The organism is Rhodanobacter sp. PCA2 (assembly GCF_013620825.1).
Taxonomy (GTDB): Bacteria; Pseudomonadota; Gammaproteobacteria; order Xanthomonadales; family Rhodanobacteraceae; genus Rhodanobacter_A.
In genome coordinates, this window is sequence record NZ_NJIC01000027.1 from 24,316 (window position 1) to 40,318 (window position 16,003).

The 16,003-nt window shown below is 68.4% G+C and carries 15 protein-coding genes, 1 tRNA gene, 1 other RNA gene and 1 pseudogene; 1 reads left to right on the forward strand and 17 read right to left on the reverse strand.

Annotated features, from left to right (window positions below; genetic code table 11):
- Window positions 1–13 precede the first annotated feature (13 nt).
- The 16 genes from PCA_RS09995 to PCA_RS10070 all read right to left on the reverse strand — a co-directional run bounded on the left by PCA_RS09995 (window position 14) and on the right by PCA_RS10070 (window position 15,081).
- Window positions 14–2,113, reverse strand: coding sequence for a TonB-dependent receptor (locus PCA_RS09995; protein ID WP_181302466.1), 2,100 nt, complete (start codon window positions 2,111–2,113; stop codon window positions 14–16).
- Between the two features lie 653 nt (window positions 2,114–2,766).
- Window positions 2,767–2,853: transfer RNA gene (locus PCA_RS10000), tRNA-Leu, on the reverse strand.
- Window positions 2,854–3,060: 207 nt separating this feature from the next.
- On the reverse strand, window positions 3,061–3,345 hold the full coding sequence (locus PCA_RS10005) for an addiction module antidote protein (RefSeq protein WP_181302467.1): 285 nt from the start codon (window positions 3,343–3,345) through the stop codon (window positions 3,061–3,063).
- 1 nt (window position 3,346) lies between these two features.
- Window positions 3,347–3,589, reverse strand: a complete 243-nt coding sequence (locus PCA_RS10010) for a type II toxin-antitoxin system RelE/ParE family toxin (RefSeq protein WP_181302481.1) — start codon at window positions 3,587–3,589, stop codon at window positions 3,347–3,349.
- 224 nt (window positions 3,590–3,813) lie between these two features.
- Window positions 3,814–4,165, reverse strand: a transfer-messenger RNA (tmRNA) gene (gene ssrA, locus PCA_RS10015).
- 82 nt (window positions 4,166–4,247) lie between these two features.
- Window positions 4,248–5,450: an enoyl-ACP reductase FabV gene (gene fabV / locus PCA_RS10020; protein ID WP_181302468.1), complete on the reverse strand. Its 1,203-nt coding sequence runs from the start codon at window positions 5,448–5,450 to the stop codon at window positions 4,248–4,250.
- A gap of 113 nt (window positions 5,451–5,563) precedes the next feature.
- A complete protein-coding gene (locus PCA_RS10025; RefSeq protein ID WP_181302469.1) occupies window positions 5,564–6,298 on the reverse strand; it encodes a copper homeostasis protein CutC in 735 nt (244 codons plus the stop codon).
- Complete coding sequence (locus tag PCA_RS10030) at window positions 6,295–7,332, reverse strand: N(4)-(beta-N-acetylglucosaminyl)-L-asparaginase (RefSeq protein WP_181302470.1); 1,038 nt, start codon at window positions 7,330–7,332, stop codon at window positions 6,295–6,297. Before PCA_RS10030 ends, PCA_RS10025 begins: the two co-directional genes overlap by 4 nt.
- Window positions 7,333–7,529: 197 nt before the next feature.
- Complete coding sequence (locus PCA_RS10035) at window positions 7,530–7,736, reverse strand: cold-shock protein (RefSeq protein WP_072320702.1); 207 nt, start codon at window positions 7,734–7,736, stop codon at window positions 7,530–7,532.
- 194 nt (window positions 7,737–7,930) lie between these two features.
- Complete coding sequence (locus tag PCA_RS10040) at window positions 7,931–8,683, reverse strand: S-methyl-5'-thioinosine phosphorylase (protein WP_181302471.1); 753 nt, start codon at window positions 8,681–8,683, stop codon at window positions 7,931–7,933.
- Between the two features lie 109 nt (window positions 8,684–8,792).
- Complete coding sequence (locus PCA_RS10045) at window positions 8,793–9,341, reverse strand: hypoxanthine-guanine phosphoribosyltransferase (protein ID WP_181302472.1); 549 nt, start codon at window positions 9,339–9,341, stop codon at window positions 8,793–8,795.
- Window positions 9,338–10,354 (reverse strand): beta-N-acetylhexosaminidase, encoded by a 1,017-nt coding sequence (nagZ, locus tag PCA_RS10050; protein ID WP_181302473.1) that lies wholly within the window; start codon window positions 10,352–10,354, stop codon window positions 9,338–9,340. The genes PCA_RS10045 and nagZ overlap by 4 nt, the downstream gene beginning before the upstream one ends.
- Window positions 10,345–10,878: a CYTH domain-containing protein gene (locus PCA_RS10055; RefSeq protein ID WP_181302474.1), complete on the reverse strand. Its 534-nt coding sequence runs from the start codon at window positions 10,876–10,878 to the stop codon at window positions 10,345–10,347. The genes nagZ and PCA_RS10055 overlap by 10 nt, the downstream gene beginning before the upstream one ends.
- A 111-nt stretch (window positions 10,879–10,989) precedes the next feature.
- Window positions 10,990–12,333 carry a 23S rRNA (uracil(1939)-C(5))-methyltransferase RlmD gene (gene rlmD, locus PCA_RS10060; protein ID WP_181302475.1) on the reverse strand — a complete coding sequence of 448 codons (1,344 nt, stop codon included), beginning with the start codon at window positions 12,331–12,333 and terminating at the stop codon, window positions 10,990–10,992.
- Between the two features lie 74 nt (window positions 12,334–12,407).
- Entirely contained in the window at window positions 12,408–13,022 is a 615-nt protein-coding gene (locus PCA_RS10065) for a YdbL family protein (protein WP_181302476.1), read from the reverse strand.
- A gap of 37 nt (window positions 13,023–13,059) precedes the next feature.
- Window positions 13,060–15,081 carry a hypothetical protein gene (locus PCA_RS10070; protein WP_181302477.1) on the reverse strand — a complete coding sequence of 674 codons (2,022 nt, stop codon included), beginning with the start codon at window positions 15,079–15,081 and terminating at the stop codon, window positions 13,060–13,062.
- A gap of 43 nt (window positions 15,082–15,124) precedes the next feature.
- Between PCA_RS10070 and PCA_RS10075 the strand changes: the two genes are divergently transcribed.
- On the forward strand, window positions 15,125–15,835 hold the full coding sequence (locus PCA_RS10075) for a response regulator (RefSeq protein WP_181302478.1): 711 nt from the start codon (window positions 15,125–15,127) through the stop codon (window positions 15,833–15,835).
- 20 nt (window positions 15,836–15,855) lie between these two features.
- On the opposite strand, the pseudogene PCA_RS17595 reads toward PCA_RS10075, so the two are convergent.
- Window positions 15,856–16,003: pseudogene (locus PCA_RS17595) on the reverse strand (DNA repair protein RecO); the annotation flags it as partial.

Sequence of the window (16,003 nt, forward strand, 5' to 3'; positions counted from 1 at the left end):
CCCTTGGTCATGCTCAGAAGTCGAGGCCGACGGTCACGCCGACCGTACGCGGCGGCACGAAGGCCGCGGAGAACGGCGTGCCCCGCGGGTCGGTGGTTTCCGAGGAAAGCGAGGTGATGCCGCGCGAGTTGGTCACGTTCTTGACGTAGGCGCTGATCGTCCAGTCGCCGAAATACGTGCCGGCATGCAGGTCGACGCCGTGGTAGGCCGGCACCGAATACCGCGGCCCGGTCACGGACAGGAAATCCGCCATGCGCGCGCCCACGTAGCGGTAGCTACCGCCCACGAAACCCGACCAGCCGCCGCCCAGCGGGAAGTTGTACTCCACGCCCACGTTGGCGTTCCACTTCGGCACCCACGGCAGGCGATCGCCGTTGTAGCCGTACAGGCCCGGCGGCGTATCCGCCGTCAGTTTCGCATCGGTCCAACTGGCGTTCGCCGACAGCACCAGGCCGCGCGCAGGCTCGTACTGCCAGTTGACCTCCACACCCTGGCTCCTGGCCTTGCCGCCATTGCTGAGGAAGGCGAAGTTGTCGGCGACGGTGGTGAGCTGGATATGGTTCCAGTCGATGTAGAACACGTCGGCGTCGAAGACCATCCTTCGATCCAGCAAGGTGGACTTGAAGCCGATTTCATAGCTGGTCAGCTTGTCGGGCGCAAAGCTCAGCGGCGCGCCCAGGCCGGGCGGCACGCCCACGTTCGCGCCACCGGGGCGGAAGCCGGAAGCCACGCGCACGTAGGCCATCAGGTTGTCGTTGAACTTGAAACTGGGATTGACCAGGTAGGTCGTCGTGGAATCCGTGCTGCGGATGGTGAATTGGCTCGGGCCCACGAGCATGCCGCTGCCCACCTGCGTGTACGAGGTGCTGTCGTGGGTATAACGGGCGCCGACCAGCACGCTCAGCTGCGATGTGGCATGCCAGGTCGCATCGGCGTAGCCGGCCCATTCCTTGAAGACGCCCGGGCCGACGGACAGGTCGCCCAGGTTGGGCAGATCGATCGGCACCCCGGTCGTGGCGTCGAAAACGTTGACGTGCTGATGGTTCGTGGTGTTCTCGCGCGTGTAGAACGCGCCAACTCGCCACTCGATGGCCTGGTCCGCACGCGACTGAAGCCGCGCATCCTGGGTGAATTTCCCGAGGCTGACCGGCTGGCTTACCGAATAGCCGCCATTGGCAAGGCCGAAAGCGGGGTTGAGTATCGGGCCATAGGCGGCGGTGACGTCACCGACCTGGTTGACCTTCTGCGTGCCATAGCTGGTCGAGGACACCAGCGTCGCCAGGCCGAGATCCGCCTTGACCTCGAGGTCGTAGAGGCGGTACTTGATCTTCAGCAGGCCGGTACTCGCCGCCCTGCTCTGCTTCTGGTAGCCGTAGATGGGCTTCAGCGTGGCCGGGTCCACTTCCACGCCGGAGTTGACCAGGCCGTCGCTGCCGAGGTTCTGGGCCAGCGCCGACAGGCGCACCGATACCTTGTCGCTGGGCGTCCACAGCACCTGCGCGCGGCCGCCGGCGACCTTGTCCGCGTTGACCTCGGACTTGCCGGTGGCGACATTGTCGACATAGCCGGGGTCGTCGCGGTGATAGGCATTCACCCGCAGCGCCAGTTTGTCCTCCACCAGGGGCAGGTTGAACATGGCGCGCTCGGTAAAGCCGCTGCCGCCACCGTCCACGCCGGTATAGCCGGCGCTCACGCGGCCATAGGCACGGGTGGAGTCCGGCGGCGTGGTGACGAATTTCAACAGGCCGCCCAGCGAGTTCGAGCCGTACAGCGTGCCCTGCGGACCGCGCAACACCTCGATGCGCTCGATGTCGGCCGGGTCGATGTCCGGCGTCAGCAGGCTGCCCTCGGCATACACCGTGCTGGAACCATACGGCGCCTCGTCGATATAGGTGCTGACGCTCGCGTTGGACTGGCTGCTGCCCGACGTGATGCCGCGCAGCACCAGCTGCGTTTGCCCCGGCGTCAGGGAAATCATGTTGAGGCCGGGTATCTGGGTGGCGTAATCGGCCAGGTTGTTGGCGCCCGCGCGGCGAAGGTCGTCGCCGGAAACCGCCGACACCGCCATCGGCACGCTCTGCAGCGGTTCGCTGCGCTTGTTCGCGGTGACCACGATCGTCTTCAGCTCGATCGGTGCCTTGCTGCTGGTGGGACGTTGATCCTGTTTCGCACCGGCACCCGTTGCGGACGCCTGGCTTTGCGCGCCTGTCGCAAGGTCGCCACCGTCAGGCACCGATGGCCTTGCTGTTGCAGTGAAGGACCCAAGCAGGCCCATGGCTATGGCCAGACCCAGGCCATGACGTCGCAGATGCGGCTGATGAAATTGCATGACGTTCTCCCCTCCCCGACGGAATCGCATGGACATCCCGTGAACATCCCACGGCCACTTTGATATCCAAGTAACATTAATCTGTCAAGATAATTTTTTATCATATGCCGGCATGCGCCCTCCCCCGGAGAAAGCCCGATCACGCGAGGCCGCACACGAAAAAGCCCTCCGGGCAGCGGGCTCTTCGCAACTGGCCGGCGCGAACCGCGGGCCGCAAGGAAGCTGGCGGCGCGCCACTGGCAGCACGCTCGCGCTTTCGCGCTTCGCATCAAGCCTCGCTTAAGCAATCTCGCCCGATCGGAACCCTCGCTGCCGGCCGACGTAGAGAAGTGAATCCCCTCACGCGCCGGAAGCGTTCATGACGGAGGTGGAGGATTCAGGCGCACGCAGCCCGACATGAAAAAGCCGCCCCTGCGTGAACAGGGACGGCTCTGCATTGGTGCCCGGAGCGGGGATCGAACCCGCATACCCGTGAGGGTGAGGGATTTTAAGTCCCTTGCGTCTACCAGTTTCGCCATCCGGGCGGCGGGCGGAATGCCCGTGTGCAGGCGGCGCGGATCGTAGCATGCACCCGCGAGGCGGCCGTCGCGACGATGGATCGGGTGCGCCGTTCCGGCTAAGAACGATCACGTGAAGGCCTTAGCTCTGCATCGGCCCGTGCAGTTGCATAGGGGAAGGCGCCGCAAATATGTCCCCAGCGCGTCGCATCAGCGGCCTGTTCCGCCCTGTTCTCAGGCCGGCACTGCGACCAGTTTCACGCCCACGGCATGGCAGACCTTTGCCAAGGTCTCGAATCGGGGTTTGGCACCCGGGCGCAGCGCCTTGTACAGGCTCTCGCGCCCCAGCCCGGATGCCTCGGCAATCTCCGCGATGCCGCGCGCCTTGGCAACGTGCCCCAGCGCGCGCAGCAGTTCGTCGGTGTCGCCGTCGGCCAGCACTTGCGTCAGGTATTCGGCAATCGCCGCCTCACTGTCCAGCAGGTCGGCCATCTCGAAGGGTCGAAGTTTTGCGTTCATGTCATGCCTCCTTCGCCAGTTGCTGGGCATGGCGTATGTCGCGCCGCTGCGATGCCTTGTCACCGCCGCAGAGCAACACCACCAACACGCCAGCCCGTAGCGTGAAATACGCGCGGTAGCCTGCGCCCACGTCGATCCGCATTTCCGAAACGCCCTCGCCTACTGGTTTGGTGTCGCCCAGGTTGCCGGCGCTGGCGCGCTCGATCCGCCGCGCTATTGCCACGCGGGCTTTCAGGTCGCGCAGTCAGCGATGCCATGCCGCGGATGCCTCGGTGTGCATGACGGTATAGAGCACGGAGCGAATGTATCCACATGGATACAAAACGACAAGCCAGGGCTTGCCGGGCTTTCGGACGCAAGCCGATGATTGAGGTGGATGCCTCTAGACAGCATCGGACAAGAAAAAGGCCGGAACCCTTGCTGTTGCTGGGGTTTCCGGCCTTCTTGGGACGCCGTTGGACGGCTTGTTGGTGGAGGTGGCGGGAGTCGAACCCGCGTCCGAAGGCGCTTGACGCCCGGTACTACATGCTTAGCTCACCGTTGGATCTCGTCCCGCGACAGCACGGCGTGCGGAGCGCATCGAAGGACCAGCCTGCTTGATTTGACCCTGGCCGACAGGCGGCGGCTTCGGGCGATCCCGTGATAATGACCCTACACCGGCGAGCACGAGCACAAGCGGGTTCGGGGCTAGGCCTTAAGCGGCCAGAGCGTAGTTGTCGTCGTTGGCAACTATGAGTTTGCCGCTGGATTAACGAGGAAAGCTGCCCCCTCGGCATGCACCAAGCCATCTCACTACCCCCGTCGAAGCCAGTACACCCCCGGGGAAAACGGTATGGCTGGACAAGTATATGGGGTCGCGGCGCAAGGCTTCAATGCGATGCGCCGCTCCCGGCCCGTGCCTGTTACATCTCCACGCAGTCGAAGCGGCGATCCGGGTCCACCTCGGCGTCGTAGTCGACGTCGCTGCGGTCGAAGCCGAACAGCTTGAGGAATTCGTGCTTGTAGCCGGCGTAGTCGGTGACCTCGCGCAGCGTCTCGGTGGTGACGTTGGGCCACAGCGCCTTGCAGGCATCCTGCACGTCGCTGCGCAGCTCCCAGTCGTCCAGGCGCACGCGGCCCTCCTCGTCCACCGGCGTCGCCGCACCGTCGGCGCGGTAGAGGCGGTCGTGGAACAGGCGGTTGATCTGTTCGATGCAACCTTCGTGGATGCCCTTTTCCTTCATGATGCGGAAGGCGATGGAGACGTACAGCGGGATCACCGGGATGGCGGCGCTGGCCTGGGTGACCACCGACTTCATCACGCCCACGCGGGCGTCCAGCCCGGCATGGCGCCCGCGCAACGCCGTCGCGGTGTTGTCGAGATGCTGCTTGGCCTGGCCCAGGGTGCCGTGCCAGTACATCGGCCAGGTGATCTCGGTGCCGATGTAGCTGTAGGCGATGGTCCTGGCGTTCGGCGCCAGCACGCCGGCCTTGGCCAGCGCGTCCATCCACAGCGCCCAGTCCTCGCCGCCCATCACGGTGACGGTGTCCTTGATCTCCTGCTCGGTGGCCGGCTCCACGCTGGCCTGGATCACCGTGTCCCGGTTGGTGTCGACCGAACTCGCGGTGAACGTCTCGCCGATGGTCTTGAGCGCGGAGCGCACCACTTCGCCGGTATCCGGCAGCTTGCGCACGGGCGAGGCCAGCGAGTAGACGACGAGATCCACCTGGCCGCCCATCTCGTTCCTGATGATCTCGATGGCGCGCTCGCGGGTCGCGTTGGCGAAGGCGTCGCCATTGATGGACTTGCTGTACAGGCCGGCCTGCTTGGCCAGCTTGTCGAACGCGGCGGCGTTGTACCAGCCGGCGGTGCCGGTCTTGTCCTCGCTGCTGGGCTTCTCGAAGAACACGCCCAGCGTGGCCGCGCCGTAGCCGAACGCGGCGGTGATGCGCGAGGCGAGGCCATAGCCGGTGGAGGCGCCGATCACCAGCACGCGCTTCGGACCCTTGCCGTCGTCGTGGATGGCGGCCCGGGTGGTGGCGATCTGTTCGGCCACGTTGAGCTCGCATCCGACCGGATGGGCCGTGACACAGATGAAGCCGCGCACTTTGGGTTTGATGATCACGAATGATGCTCCACGGGAAATTCGCAAGGCGGCATCTTAACCAACGTGGCCAACATGCGCTGCGGTAGGGAGCCGTGCGCCGCGGCCTCCCCGTGGAGCGGGGCTGTCTCCGGCTAGCCGGAGGAACGCAGCGCCTGCACCAGCACGCGCACCTGTTCCTCGTCGCTGCGCAGCTCGCCGCCCTGCATGTCGGTGAGCAGCGGGGGACGATGGCGCATGCCCGAGTCGAGTTGCCGCTTGGCGGAGGCATGGAATTCGCGCGCGCCGGTGGCGACCGCCAGCGCAGCCAGGTTGCCCGGAGTCACGCCGGCGCCCGGCATGATCGCGATGCGGCCCGCCGCCTGCGCCAGCAGCTCGCGGATCAGCGGGGCGCCTTCAAGCGCACTGGCCTGCCCGCCCGAGGTGAGCACGCGCTCGCAACCCAGCGCGATCGCGTCCTCCAGCGCACGCCGGGGATCGCGGGCGAGATCGAAGGCGCGGTGGAAGGTGACGCCCATGCTTCCCGCCGCATCGATCAGCGCGCGGCAACGAGGCAGGTCCACGTCGCCTTCGGCATCGAGCATGCCCAGCACCACGCCGTCGCAGCCCAGCGCGGCGCAGGTTTCGATGTCGCGCCGCATCGCCTCGCATTCGAGTTCGTCGTAGAGGAAATCGCCGGCGCGCGGGCGGATCAGCACGTACAGCGGAATGCGCAGGCGTTCGCGCGCCATCGCGATGGTGGCCTGCGAAGGCGTGAGGCCGCCCAGCTCCAGCGCCGCGCACAGTTCCACCCGCCCCGCTCCGCCGACCTGCGCCGCCAGCACCGAGGCCACGGAGTTCGCGGCCACTTCCAGCAGGCAGCCGCTCATGCGGCGAACACGCTGCGGGAAGGAATCAGCGCACGCTGGTCCTTCGCGTCGCACACGGCATAGGAAAAGCCGGGCTGCAATGCCCAGGCGCCCACTTCGCCGTCCCGGTTCATGGCGAGGAAGCCCACCTGGATCTCCTTCGCGGTCTTCGGCTTCCTGCGCACGATGCGCATCACCGCCTCGCGGCAGGCTTCGGTGGGCGTGCGGCCCTGGCGCATCAGTTCCACCACGAGGAAGCTGCCGGCGTTGCGGATCACTTCCTCGCCCACGCCGGTGGAGGTGGCGCCGCCCACTTCGCCGTCCACGTACAGGCCGGCCCCGATGATGGGCGAATCGCCCACGCGGCCGTGCAGCTTCCACTGCATGCCGCTGGTGGTGCACGCGCCGGCGAGCTTGCCGTGCGCGTCCAGCGCCAGCATGCCGATGGTGTCGTGGTTGTCCTTGCCGCCCGGCCGTCCGGCCGGATGGCTGGCGCCGTAGTCGCGCACTTCGCTGTTGACCACGGGCTTGTACTGCGCGGTCTTCAGCCACTCGTGCCAGGCCCGGTCCGCTTCCGGCGTCAGCAGGTTTTCCTTCTCGAAGCCCTGTTCCAGCGCGAACTGCAACGCGCCGTCGCCGACCAGCAGCACGTGCGGGGTGCGTTCCATCACCCGCCGGGCCACCGAGATGGCGTGGGTGACGTGTTCCAGCGCCGCCACCGCGCCGCAGTTGCCCTCCGCGTCCATGATGCTGGCGTCCAGCGTGACCTTGCCGTCGCGGTCGGGGTAGCCGCCCTTGCCCACGCTGTGGTTCCTGAGATCCGCCTCGGGCACGCGCGCACCGGCTTCCAGCGCATCCAGCGCGTGGCCGCCCCGGCCCAGGATCGCCCACGCCGCCTGGTTCGCGGCGATGCCGAAATCCCAGGTCGAGGCCACGCGCACGGTAGGCGGCTTGCGTGCCACCGAGGCGGTTTCGTCCGTGGCCAGCGATTTGCCTGCGGCGAGGGTCGAGGCGGCCAGCAGCGAAGTCTTGAGGAAGCGTCGGCGTTCGGTCATGGCGGTTCTCGTGAATGGTTCTGCTGGATCGTCCATGGCTGCATTTTCCGGGACTCTGCGATCGACCCGATCGCGATAATCAAACGGACAGCATCCATGGCTGCACTATTTAATCAAATATGAAAACAAAGAGCCCCGCGCCTGGGCGCGGGGCTCTTTGTCACTGCACGGCCGGCGCGGGCGCCGGCCGGTGGAACTCAGGCCGCGATTTCCACGCCCGAAGCCTGGGCGCCCTTGGGCCCCTGGGTGACTTCGAACTTCACGCGCTGGCCTTCCTGCAGGCTGCGAAAGCCCTTGGAATTGATGGCCGAGAAGTGGACAAACACGTCCTCCCCACCGTCCTCGGGCGCGATGAAACCGAAGCCCTTGGCATCGTTGAACCACTTGACCGTACCGAAACGCATTGCTGGAACCTCTGGAAACATGGACAGGGTATGCACCTGGCCGAGCTCGAACCATTCCCCTGGCTCACCGTCCTGGTGCCCGGAAAGTATCAACATGTTTCAAGGCAAAGCGCAATATGCGCCGGTTGATCCCGGGCACGAAACTCCAACCAGGCTTATGAAAATGCTTCATGCCCCCATGGGCCGGGGTTCGCTCACGCGCGCAGCATCGCGTCCAGCAGGCGCGGCACCTCGGCGGTGGCCGCGGCGAGATGGGCGAAGATCTCCTCGATGCTGATCTCGGCCTCGTCGCCGCAACCGGCCGCATAGTTCGCGACCAGCGCGAGGCAGGCGTAGTCCAGCCCCAGTTCGCGCGCCAGCGCGGCCTCAGGCATGCCGGTCATGCCGACCAGGTCGCAGCCGTCGCGCTTCATGCGGGCGATCTCGGCGCGGGTCTCCAGCCGCGGCCCCTGGGTGGCGCCGTAGCAACCGCCGTCGATCACCGCGATGCCGGCCTTGCGCGCGGCCTGCAGCAGGCGATGGCGCAGCGCGGCGGTGTATGGCTCGCTGAAATCGATGTGCTTCACCTCGGCGCCCTCGACGTCGCAGAAGCTGGTGTAGCGGCCGTGGGTGTAGTCGATCAACTGGTCGGGCACCACGAGGGTGCGCGGACCCATGTCGCCGCGGATGCCGCCCACCGCGTTGACGCCGACCACCGCGCGCGCGCCGAGGGCGTGCAGCGCCCACAGGTTGGCGCGGTAGTTCACCCGGTGCGGCGGCAGGCTGTGGCTTTCGCCGTGGCGGGCGAGGAAGGCCACGCGTCGGCCCGCGAAGTCGCCGACCACCACCTCGCCGGAGGGTGCGCCGAACGGGGTTTCCGCGGCGTGCCGCCCGATGTTCTCCAGCCCCGGAAACCGGTACAGGCCGCTGCCGCCGATGACGGCCAGGTCGATGGAATGTCCGCTCATGGAAGGGTTCCGGGGTAGTGGTGGGAGTGGCGCGCCGTGTTGCATGAGGCCCGGCGCAGACTGCCGGAGAGACTGGGGCTGTGCATGCGCAGGGCCTGCCGTGGCGCCTTCAGCGCAGTGCGTAGATGGCCGGCAGGTTGCGGCCTTGTTCGTGATAGTCCATGCCGTAGCCGAACACGTAGCGATCGGGCAGTTCCACGCCGTTGAAGTCGGAAGCGATGCCTTCGGCGAGGCGGTCGTGCTTCTTGGTGCACAGGCTGGCGATCAGCACGCGCTTCGCGCCGCGGCGCAGGCAGTCGTCGCGCACGGCCTTCAGCGTGTGGCCTTCGTCGAGGATATCGTCCACCAGCAGCACGGTGCGCCCTTCGAGGTTCGCCATGGGTTCGCGCAGCCAGTGCAGCTCGCTGCCGGAAGTGGCGCCGCGGTAGCGGGTGGCGTGCACGTAGTCGAATTCGAGGTCGGTGCGGATCGCCAGCGCGAGCTGGCCGGCGAACATCAGCGCGCCGTTCATCACGGTGAGGAACACCGCGCGCTCGCCGTCCAGCGCGGCGTCGATGCGCCGGCCGATGTCGGCGATCACGGTTTCGAGTTCCGCGCGCTCGAACAGCACGTCGGCGTTCGCCAATGCATCGCGGAGGGAGGGAAGCGTCTCGTTCATGCGTTGCCCTGTGCGGCGTCCAGCGCCGTGATGCGCGCGACGAAGCGGTCGCGCTGGGGATTGTCGGTGAGGCTGTCCCAGCTCGCGCCGATCGCGCCGCGCAGCGAAACCAGCCGTTCGGGATGCGCCGGCGCACGCCCGGCGATGGCGGCGATGGCCTCGTCCACCACGTCCGGGAAGCAGGCCAGCACCAGGTCGCAGCCGGCATCCAGATGACCGTGCACGCGCTCCGCCACGCCGCCGGCCACGCCCGCGGCGGCCATGCTGATGTCGTCGCTGATCACGGCGCCGGCGAAATGCAGCTCGCTGCGCAGGATGTCGCCGATCCAGACACGCGAATAGCCGGCCGGCTGCGCATCGACGGCGGGATAGACCACGTGCGCCATCATCACCGCCTCCGCACGTGCCGCGATGCATTCGGCGAACGGGCGCAGGTCGTCGCGGCGGATTTCCTCCAGCGGACGCGGATCGACGGCCTGCGCCTTGTGCGTGTCGGCAGCCACCGAGCCGTGGCCGGGGAAATGCTTCAGCACCGCGGCCATGCCGGCCAGGTGCATGCCGCGCACATAGGCCGTGGCAAGCTCCGCGGCAATGGCAGGGTCGGCATGGAAGGCGCGCACGCCGATCGCCGCATTGCCGCGCGCCAGGTCGGCGACCGGTGCGAAGCTGAAATCCACGCCGCAGGCGCGCAACTCGCTGGCCATCACCCAGGCGTGTTCCTCGGCCAGGCGCACGGCCTCAGCTGGATCGCGGTCGTATACCTCGCCGATCCGCACCAATGCGGGCAGGCGCGTGAACCCGTCGCGGAAGCGCTGCACCGGGCCGCCTTCCTGGTCCACGGCGATCAGCATGTCCTCACCGCCGATCTCGCGGATGGACTCGCACAAGGCCATCAGCTGCGCGCGATCCGCGTAGTTGCGCGCGAACAGGATCACGCCCGCCACGCCCGGCGCGCGCAGCCACGCGCGCTCGGCGTCGGCGACCTGCAGCCCGGCCAGACCGATCAGCAGCATCCGGCGGATTCTCCATCGGCGGCGTCGCGCTCGGCCTGCGTCCAGCGGACATACGGGTGCGCGATCAGGTTGACGTTGTAGTAGCGCCCCAGCGTACTCACCTCGCGGCCCAGCCACGGCGGTCGCGGGAACATGGCGTCCGCATGCGGCAGCTCCACCTCGGCCACCACCAGTCCGGTGTTGTCGCCCAGGAACTCGTCGATCTCGAACAGCGTGCCGTCCACCCTGACGTGGTGGCGCCACTTGCTCAGCACGCCGTCGCACAGCGTGGCCAGCAGGGTATCGGCATCGTCAGGCGGTATCGGGTAGTCGTACTCGGCGCGCTCCACGCCCAGCCGCGCGGCCTTGATGTTGAGCCACGCCTGCTCGCCGGCCCGCCGCACGCGCACCGAGGCGCGCGCCAGCCCGGCCGTCAGCGCATCCGCACCCACCAGGTAACCCTGCACGATACGTTCGCTGCGCTGCACCTGCGTGCGCCAGCTGTCGTCGTGCAGGATGAATTTGCGTTCGATCTCTATACCCATGGAATCAGGATCCCAGCCCACGGCAACGCCTGGATGAAACATGGTGTCATCGGGAAGCGCGGCCATGGCGGGCCGCTTTCCGATTCTCGCATCCATGCATGAAGGAACGAATCACCTCTCGAACACGGCAATGGATTCGACATGCGCCGTGTGCGGGAACATGTCCATCACGCCCGCCGCACTGAGCCTGAAGCCGTGCTGGTTGACCAGGATGCCGGCATCGCGCGCCAGCGAGGCCGGATGACAGGAAACATAGACGATGCGCCGGGTGGCCTTGTGCGGCAGATAGGCCAGCACCTGGTCGGCGCCGGCGCGCGGCGGGTCCAGCAGCAGCTTGTCCCAGGGCTGGCGCGCCCACTCGGCGCCGCGCTGGTCCTCGAACAGGTTGGCGACATGGAAGCCCGCGTTGGCGATGCCGTTGCGCCGTGCGTTGTCCGCGGCGCGCGCCACCAGGCCGTGCTCGCCCTCCACGCCCGCCACCTCGGCCACCCGGCGCGCGATCGGCAAGGTGAAGTTGCCCAGCCCGCAGAACAGGTCGAGCACGCGGTCGGTGGGTTGCGGGTCCAGCAGTTCCATCGCCCGCGCCATCATCCGGCGATTCATGCCCGCGTTGACCTGCACGAAATCCAGCGGCTGGAACTCCAGCTCGACATCCTGCGCACCGCCGCCAGGCGACAGCTTGAACGCCAGCCGCGGCGCCTCCGGCCACAGCGGGTGCACGCTGCTCACGCCGCCGGGCTGCAGGTAGATCGCGAAGCCGTGCGCCTGGCCGAATGCGGTCAGCGCCTCGCGATCCCGCTCGCTCAAGGGCTGCATGTGGCGGAACACCAGCGCCACCGTGTCGTCGCCCGCGGCGAATTCGATCTGCGGGATGTCGGCAGCGGCGTCCATGGCGCTGACCAGGTCGCCGATCAGCTCGATCTTCGAACCCAGCGCCGGATGCAGCACGTCGCAATGGCGGATGTCGGCCACGTAGCGTGGGTTGGCTTCCTCGCGGAAGCCCACCAGCACGCGGCCCTTCTTCGCCACCGAACGCACCGAGAGGCGCCCCTTGCGGCGGTAGCCCCAGGGCTCGTCGACCAGCGGCGGCAGCCACTGCGCCGGTTCCACCTTGCCGATGCGCGCGAAGTTGTCGGCCAGCACGCGCTGCTTGGCGGCGATCTGCGCCGCCGCATCCAGGTGCTGCAGCGAGCAGCCGCCGCACTGGCCGAAATGCGGGCACTTCGGCTCGACCCGGTGCGGCGAGGGGCTGAGCACCTCGACCACCTCGGCCTCGTCGAAATGGCGATGGCGCTGGCGGATGCGCAGGCGCACCCGCTCGCCCTCCAGCGCACCGGCGACGAACACCGCCTTGCCGTCGATGCGGGCCACGCCGCGGCCGTCATGGCCGAGATCGGTGACGTCGGCTTCGATCTCGACGGCGGGCGCGCGGGAGCGGGAGTTGGATCGGGACATGGTCTGCGGGGCATCGGCACGGCAAGGGCAGACCGGCCATTATGCCGATCGGCCGGCCCCATGTCCCCTGCCCGCTACTTGCGCTGCCAGGCGCCGGAAGCGTTCTGGTAATACCAGCCCGCGTGCGCGTGGTCGATCCAGGTCTGGGCGAAGGTGGCGCGGATCTGCGCTTCCCATTCGGGATGGTTGTTGGCGTTGGCGATCTCGCGGTACAGCGCGGAGCGGTCGCGGTTCTCATCGGCCACGGTGGCGCTGGCCTGGGCGCGTTCGCTCAACGGCAGCTTGGCGGCATCGCGCATGGCGACCATGCCGTCGCGGGTAAAGCCCACCGCACCGCTGTCCAGCAGGGCCTGCAGCGAGTTCTGGAAGCGTGCCTGCATGCGGTCGTGGATCGCCTGCACCGCCGGCGTCTGCACGCGCAGGTTCGGCACGTCGTCGGCATAGGCGGCCGGCACCAGCAGGTCCAGCAGCATGGCCGAGGGCTGGCGGGCGGGCGGCGGGGTGTCCCGCGCGGGCGCGCTCTTGTCGGTGGCAGGCGGCGCCTTCGGGGCGCTGCCGTCGAGCACCGTGCCGATGAACTGGTCGGCGGCCTTCTGCGCCGCCGCCTCGGGAAAGTAGACGTTGATCGTGACGCAACCCACCAGCGCAATGGCCAGCATGGTCAGGACGATGCAGGTGAGCTTGCGCATGTGCCACTCCTGTGAATGCGATGGGGACGACCTTGGCTCAGCGGACCACCGGCGCATGGCCGTTGACGGCCTCGCGCAGCCGGCGCACCAAGGTGGGCCAGTCTACCTTGGTCTGATGACCGATCACCTCCAGGTGCGGCAGGCCGCTCCCTTCGACGATGGTGTAACCGCCATCCTCGTTCCCCAGGCCGCCCATTTCGCAGATCGCGCCGCGCAGCTTGCAGTTGAGGCCGATGCGCTTGTAGCCGAAGGTCTTGAACAGTTTCAGCATCGCGCCCTGCAAGCCGCCCGCCAGGCCGCCGCCGCCCACCGTGGTGAGGTTGTTCACCGCGCGCTGGCTGATCCTGCCGCCGCCGTCGGCGATCAGCGAGGCATCGAACGCGACCGGGTTCCAGTTCACCAGGCGCAGGTTGTCGACGGAACCGTCCAGCCGCCCGGTGATGCTGCCGAAGTTGAACACGCTGGTGAGCGCGCCGAGGTCGAGTTGTTTCAGGCTGATGTTGCCGGCCAGCACCGGCGCATCGCCGAAGGGTTGCTGCACGGAGAGATGGGTGACGTCCACGAAGCCATCGAACACGTTCACCGAAAGGCCGCCCTCCAGTTCCAGGCGGTCGCCGACCAGGCGCAACGAGGGAATCGCCCCGCCCAGCGTGCCGGGGAACGAGGGCCAGCCGAGCGCATGGCTGAAACTGGCCATGTCGACGCCGGTGACGGCAAGGCTGGTGGCCAGGCGCTGCCCCTTCGCCGCCGCCGGGCGCCAGTCCAGGCTGGCCAGCCGCAGCTGGCCCTTGAATACCGGCACGACGATCGGCTGCAGCAGCGCCAGGGTGCCGTCGCGGCTTTGCCAGCGCGATTGCGTGGCGCCGTTGGCGATGCGGTAGAACTGCAGGTTGCTCCAGCCCAGCGTGGTGGCGGGCCGGTCGCCCTGCGCCGACCAGTCCACGGCACCGCGCAGGTCGCTCACGGCGAAGCGGCCGCTGCCATCGGCAAGCTGCAGTCCCTCGGTATCGAACGCGAAAGCGTGCAGGCCGTCGTTGCGCAGGTCCAGGTTGCCGCTCAGGTGCCCGGCGGCGCGCACGTCGCGCAGGCCCAGCGTGGCCAGCCACGCCTGGCCGTAGCGCTGGTAAGCGGCCGGGAAGCTGGCGCGGAAGCGATCCAGCCGCAGCTTCTGCAGGTCGCCCTTCGCGTCGAAGGCCAGTGCGCCTTCCAGTTGCAACGCATCGGCATCGCTGACGCGCAGCCGGTCCAGCTCGATCGCGCCGCGCCGGACGTTCGCGCCCAGATCCAGTTGCACCGGGTGCGCCGGCAGCTTGGCATACAGCGGCCCCAGCAACAGCTCGCCGCCGTCCAGGGTGCCTTGCAGGCCGATCCGGGCGCCATCGGGGTCGTGGGCGAAGTCGAAACGCCCCTTGCCGTCCACCCGCTGCCCGGCCAGCCGGCCACCGGGGCTGTCGAACCCCACGCCGTCCAGCGTGAACTGGCCGGACGACTGCGCGCCGGCGCCCCCCGTGTCCAGCGCAAGGTCGGCATCCAGCCGGCCGCCGGTGAGCCGGCCCGACCACACCGTGCCCAGCAAGCCCTGCAGCCAGCCGGCCGGCAACTGCCGCAGGCTGATCTTGGCGTGGCTGAGCTGGTCCAGCGGCAGCCACGCATTGGCCTGCGCCTTGTCCTGGCGCAGTTCGATCTGCATGGTGTCGGAGCCCGGGTTCACCACCCAGGTCAGCTCCCCGTCGCTCAGCGCGCCGCCCGGGGCGCCACGCAGCTGCACGCGGCCGTCGAACACCCAGCGCTGCTGCGCATCGCGCTGCAACTGGCCATCCAGGCGCAGGCCTACGCGTCGCCAGCCCATCGCGGCCACGTCGACCCGGGCCGCCTGCAGTTGCAGGTGCACGCCGCCTGCCGGATCATCGGCGAGGCGTGCGTTCACGTCCTGCAAGTGCAGGCCCGGCAGGTCGAACTGCTTCGCGGCGACAGCAACGTCCGCGCAGGCCGGCCGCGCCAGGACGAAACCCAGCAGCAGGCACAGGCACAGCAGCAGGTGGCTGGGGGTCGCGCGCATATCGGACCATTCTGCCAAAACTAACTGAACCAGGGATTCGGTCATGCCTATTCGTACTGCCCCTTTGCCACCTCCACGCGTGCTCGTGGCCGACGACGACCCGGCCAGCCGCCATTTCCTGTGCGAGGGCCTGCGCTCGCTGGGCGCCGAGGCGCGGGAATGCGCCGACGGCCAGCAGGCGCTGCAACTGGCCCGCAGCGAGGCCTTCGACCTGCTGCTGCTGGACTGCCGCATGCCCGGCGCGGGGGCCCTGGAAGTGCTGACGGCGCTGCGCGCCGATGGCCAGGCACGCTCCGCCGGCGCTCCCGCCGTCGCCAGCTCGGCCGAGCTTGATTCCGCCCTGCGCCGCGAACTGCTGGCGGCCGGCTTCCGCGAGGTGCTGCACAAGCCTTGCGGCATCGCCGAACTGCAGCGCCTGCTGGCCTTGCTGCCCGGCAACCTGCCGGTGCTGGACGATGCCGCGGCGCTGCGCGCCAGCGGCGACACCGCCACCATGCTGGCGCTGCGCCAGCTGTTGCGCAGCGAACTGGCCCAGTTGCACCGGGAACTGGGCGCGCCGGAATACGACGCCGCCGGACTCGACGACCGCCTGCACCGCCTGCGCTCGTCCTGCGGCTTCTGCGGCGCGCCTGCGCTGGCCACCGAGGTGGCGCGCCTGCAGCGGCAACTGCGCGAGAACCCTCGCGATACCGTGCCGGCCATCGCGCAGTTCCGCGACGCGGTGCGCGTCACCTTGCTGGCCCTGGATACCTGAGCGGGCTCAGGCCGGGCCGCTCAGCGGCCCGGCCCCGGCCGCAGCCCCGCCAGCACGCGCCAGGCCCGCAGTTCGCCGCCGCCAAGGTGGTAACGGATCACCTCGCGCATCAGTCGGCGCAGCGTGACCAGGCCTTCCGGGTCGGGCATGCGGTCTTCGGCCAGCGCC

What these genes read in the sequence shown, in the direction of transcription:
- PCA_RS10055 (WP_181302474.1), bottom strand. Translation starts at nt 10,878, where the DNA reads ATGGGTATAGAGATCGAACGCAAATTCATCCTGCACGACGACAGCTGG.
- PCA_RS10075 (WP_181302478.1), top strand. Translation starts at nt 15,125, where the DNA reads ATGCCTATTCGTACTGCCCCTTTGCCACCTCCACGCGTGCTCGTGGCC.
- PCA_RS10035 (WP_072320702.1), bottom strand. Translation starts at nt 7,736, where the DNA reads ATGCGTTTCGGTACGGTCAAGTGGTTCAACGATGCCAAGGGCTTCGGT.
- nagZ (WP_181302473.1), bottom strand. Translation starts at nt 10,354, where the DNA reads ATGCTGCTGATCGGTCTGGCCGGGCTGCAGGTCGCCGACGCCGAGCGC.
- PCA_RS10030 (WP_181302470.1), bottom strand. Translation starts at nt 7,332, where the DNA reads ATGACCGAACGCCGACGCTTCCTCAAGACTTCGCTGCTGGCCGCCTCG.
- PCA_RS10025 (WP_181302469.1), bottom strand. Translation starts at nt 6,298, where the DNA reads ATGAGCGGCTGCCTGCTGGAAGTGGCCGCGAACTCCGTGGCCTCGGTG.
- PCA_RS10070 (WP_181302477.1), bottom strand. Translation starts at nt 15,081, where the DNA reads ATGCGCGCGACCCCCAGCCACCTGCTGCTGTGCCTGTGCCTGCTGCTG.
- PCA_RS10040 (WP_181302471.1), bottom strand. Translation starts at nt 8,683, where the DNA reads ATGAGCGGACATTCCATCGACCTGGCCGTCATCGGCGGCAGCGGCCTG.
- rlmD (WP_181302475.1), bottom strand. Translation starts at nt 12,333, where the DNA reads ATGTCCCGATCCAACTCCCGCTCCCGCGCGCCCGCCGTCGAGATCGAA.
- PCA_RS10005 (WP_181302467.1), bottom strand. Translation starts at nt 3,345, where the DNA reads ATGAACGCAAAACTTCGACCCTTCGAGATGGCCGACCTGCTGGACAGT.
- PCA_RS10045 (WP_181302472.1), bottom strand. Translation starts at nt 9,341, where the DNA reads ATGAACGAGACGCTTCCCTCCCTCCGCGATGCATTGGCGAACGCCGAC.
- PCA_RS10065 (WP_181302476.1), bottom strand. Translation starts at nt 13,022, where the DNA reads ATGCGCAAGCTCACCTGCATCGTCCTGACCATGCTGGCCATTGCGCTG.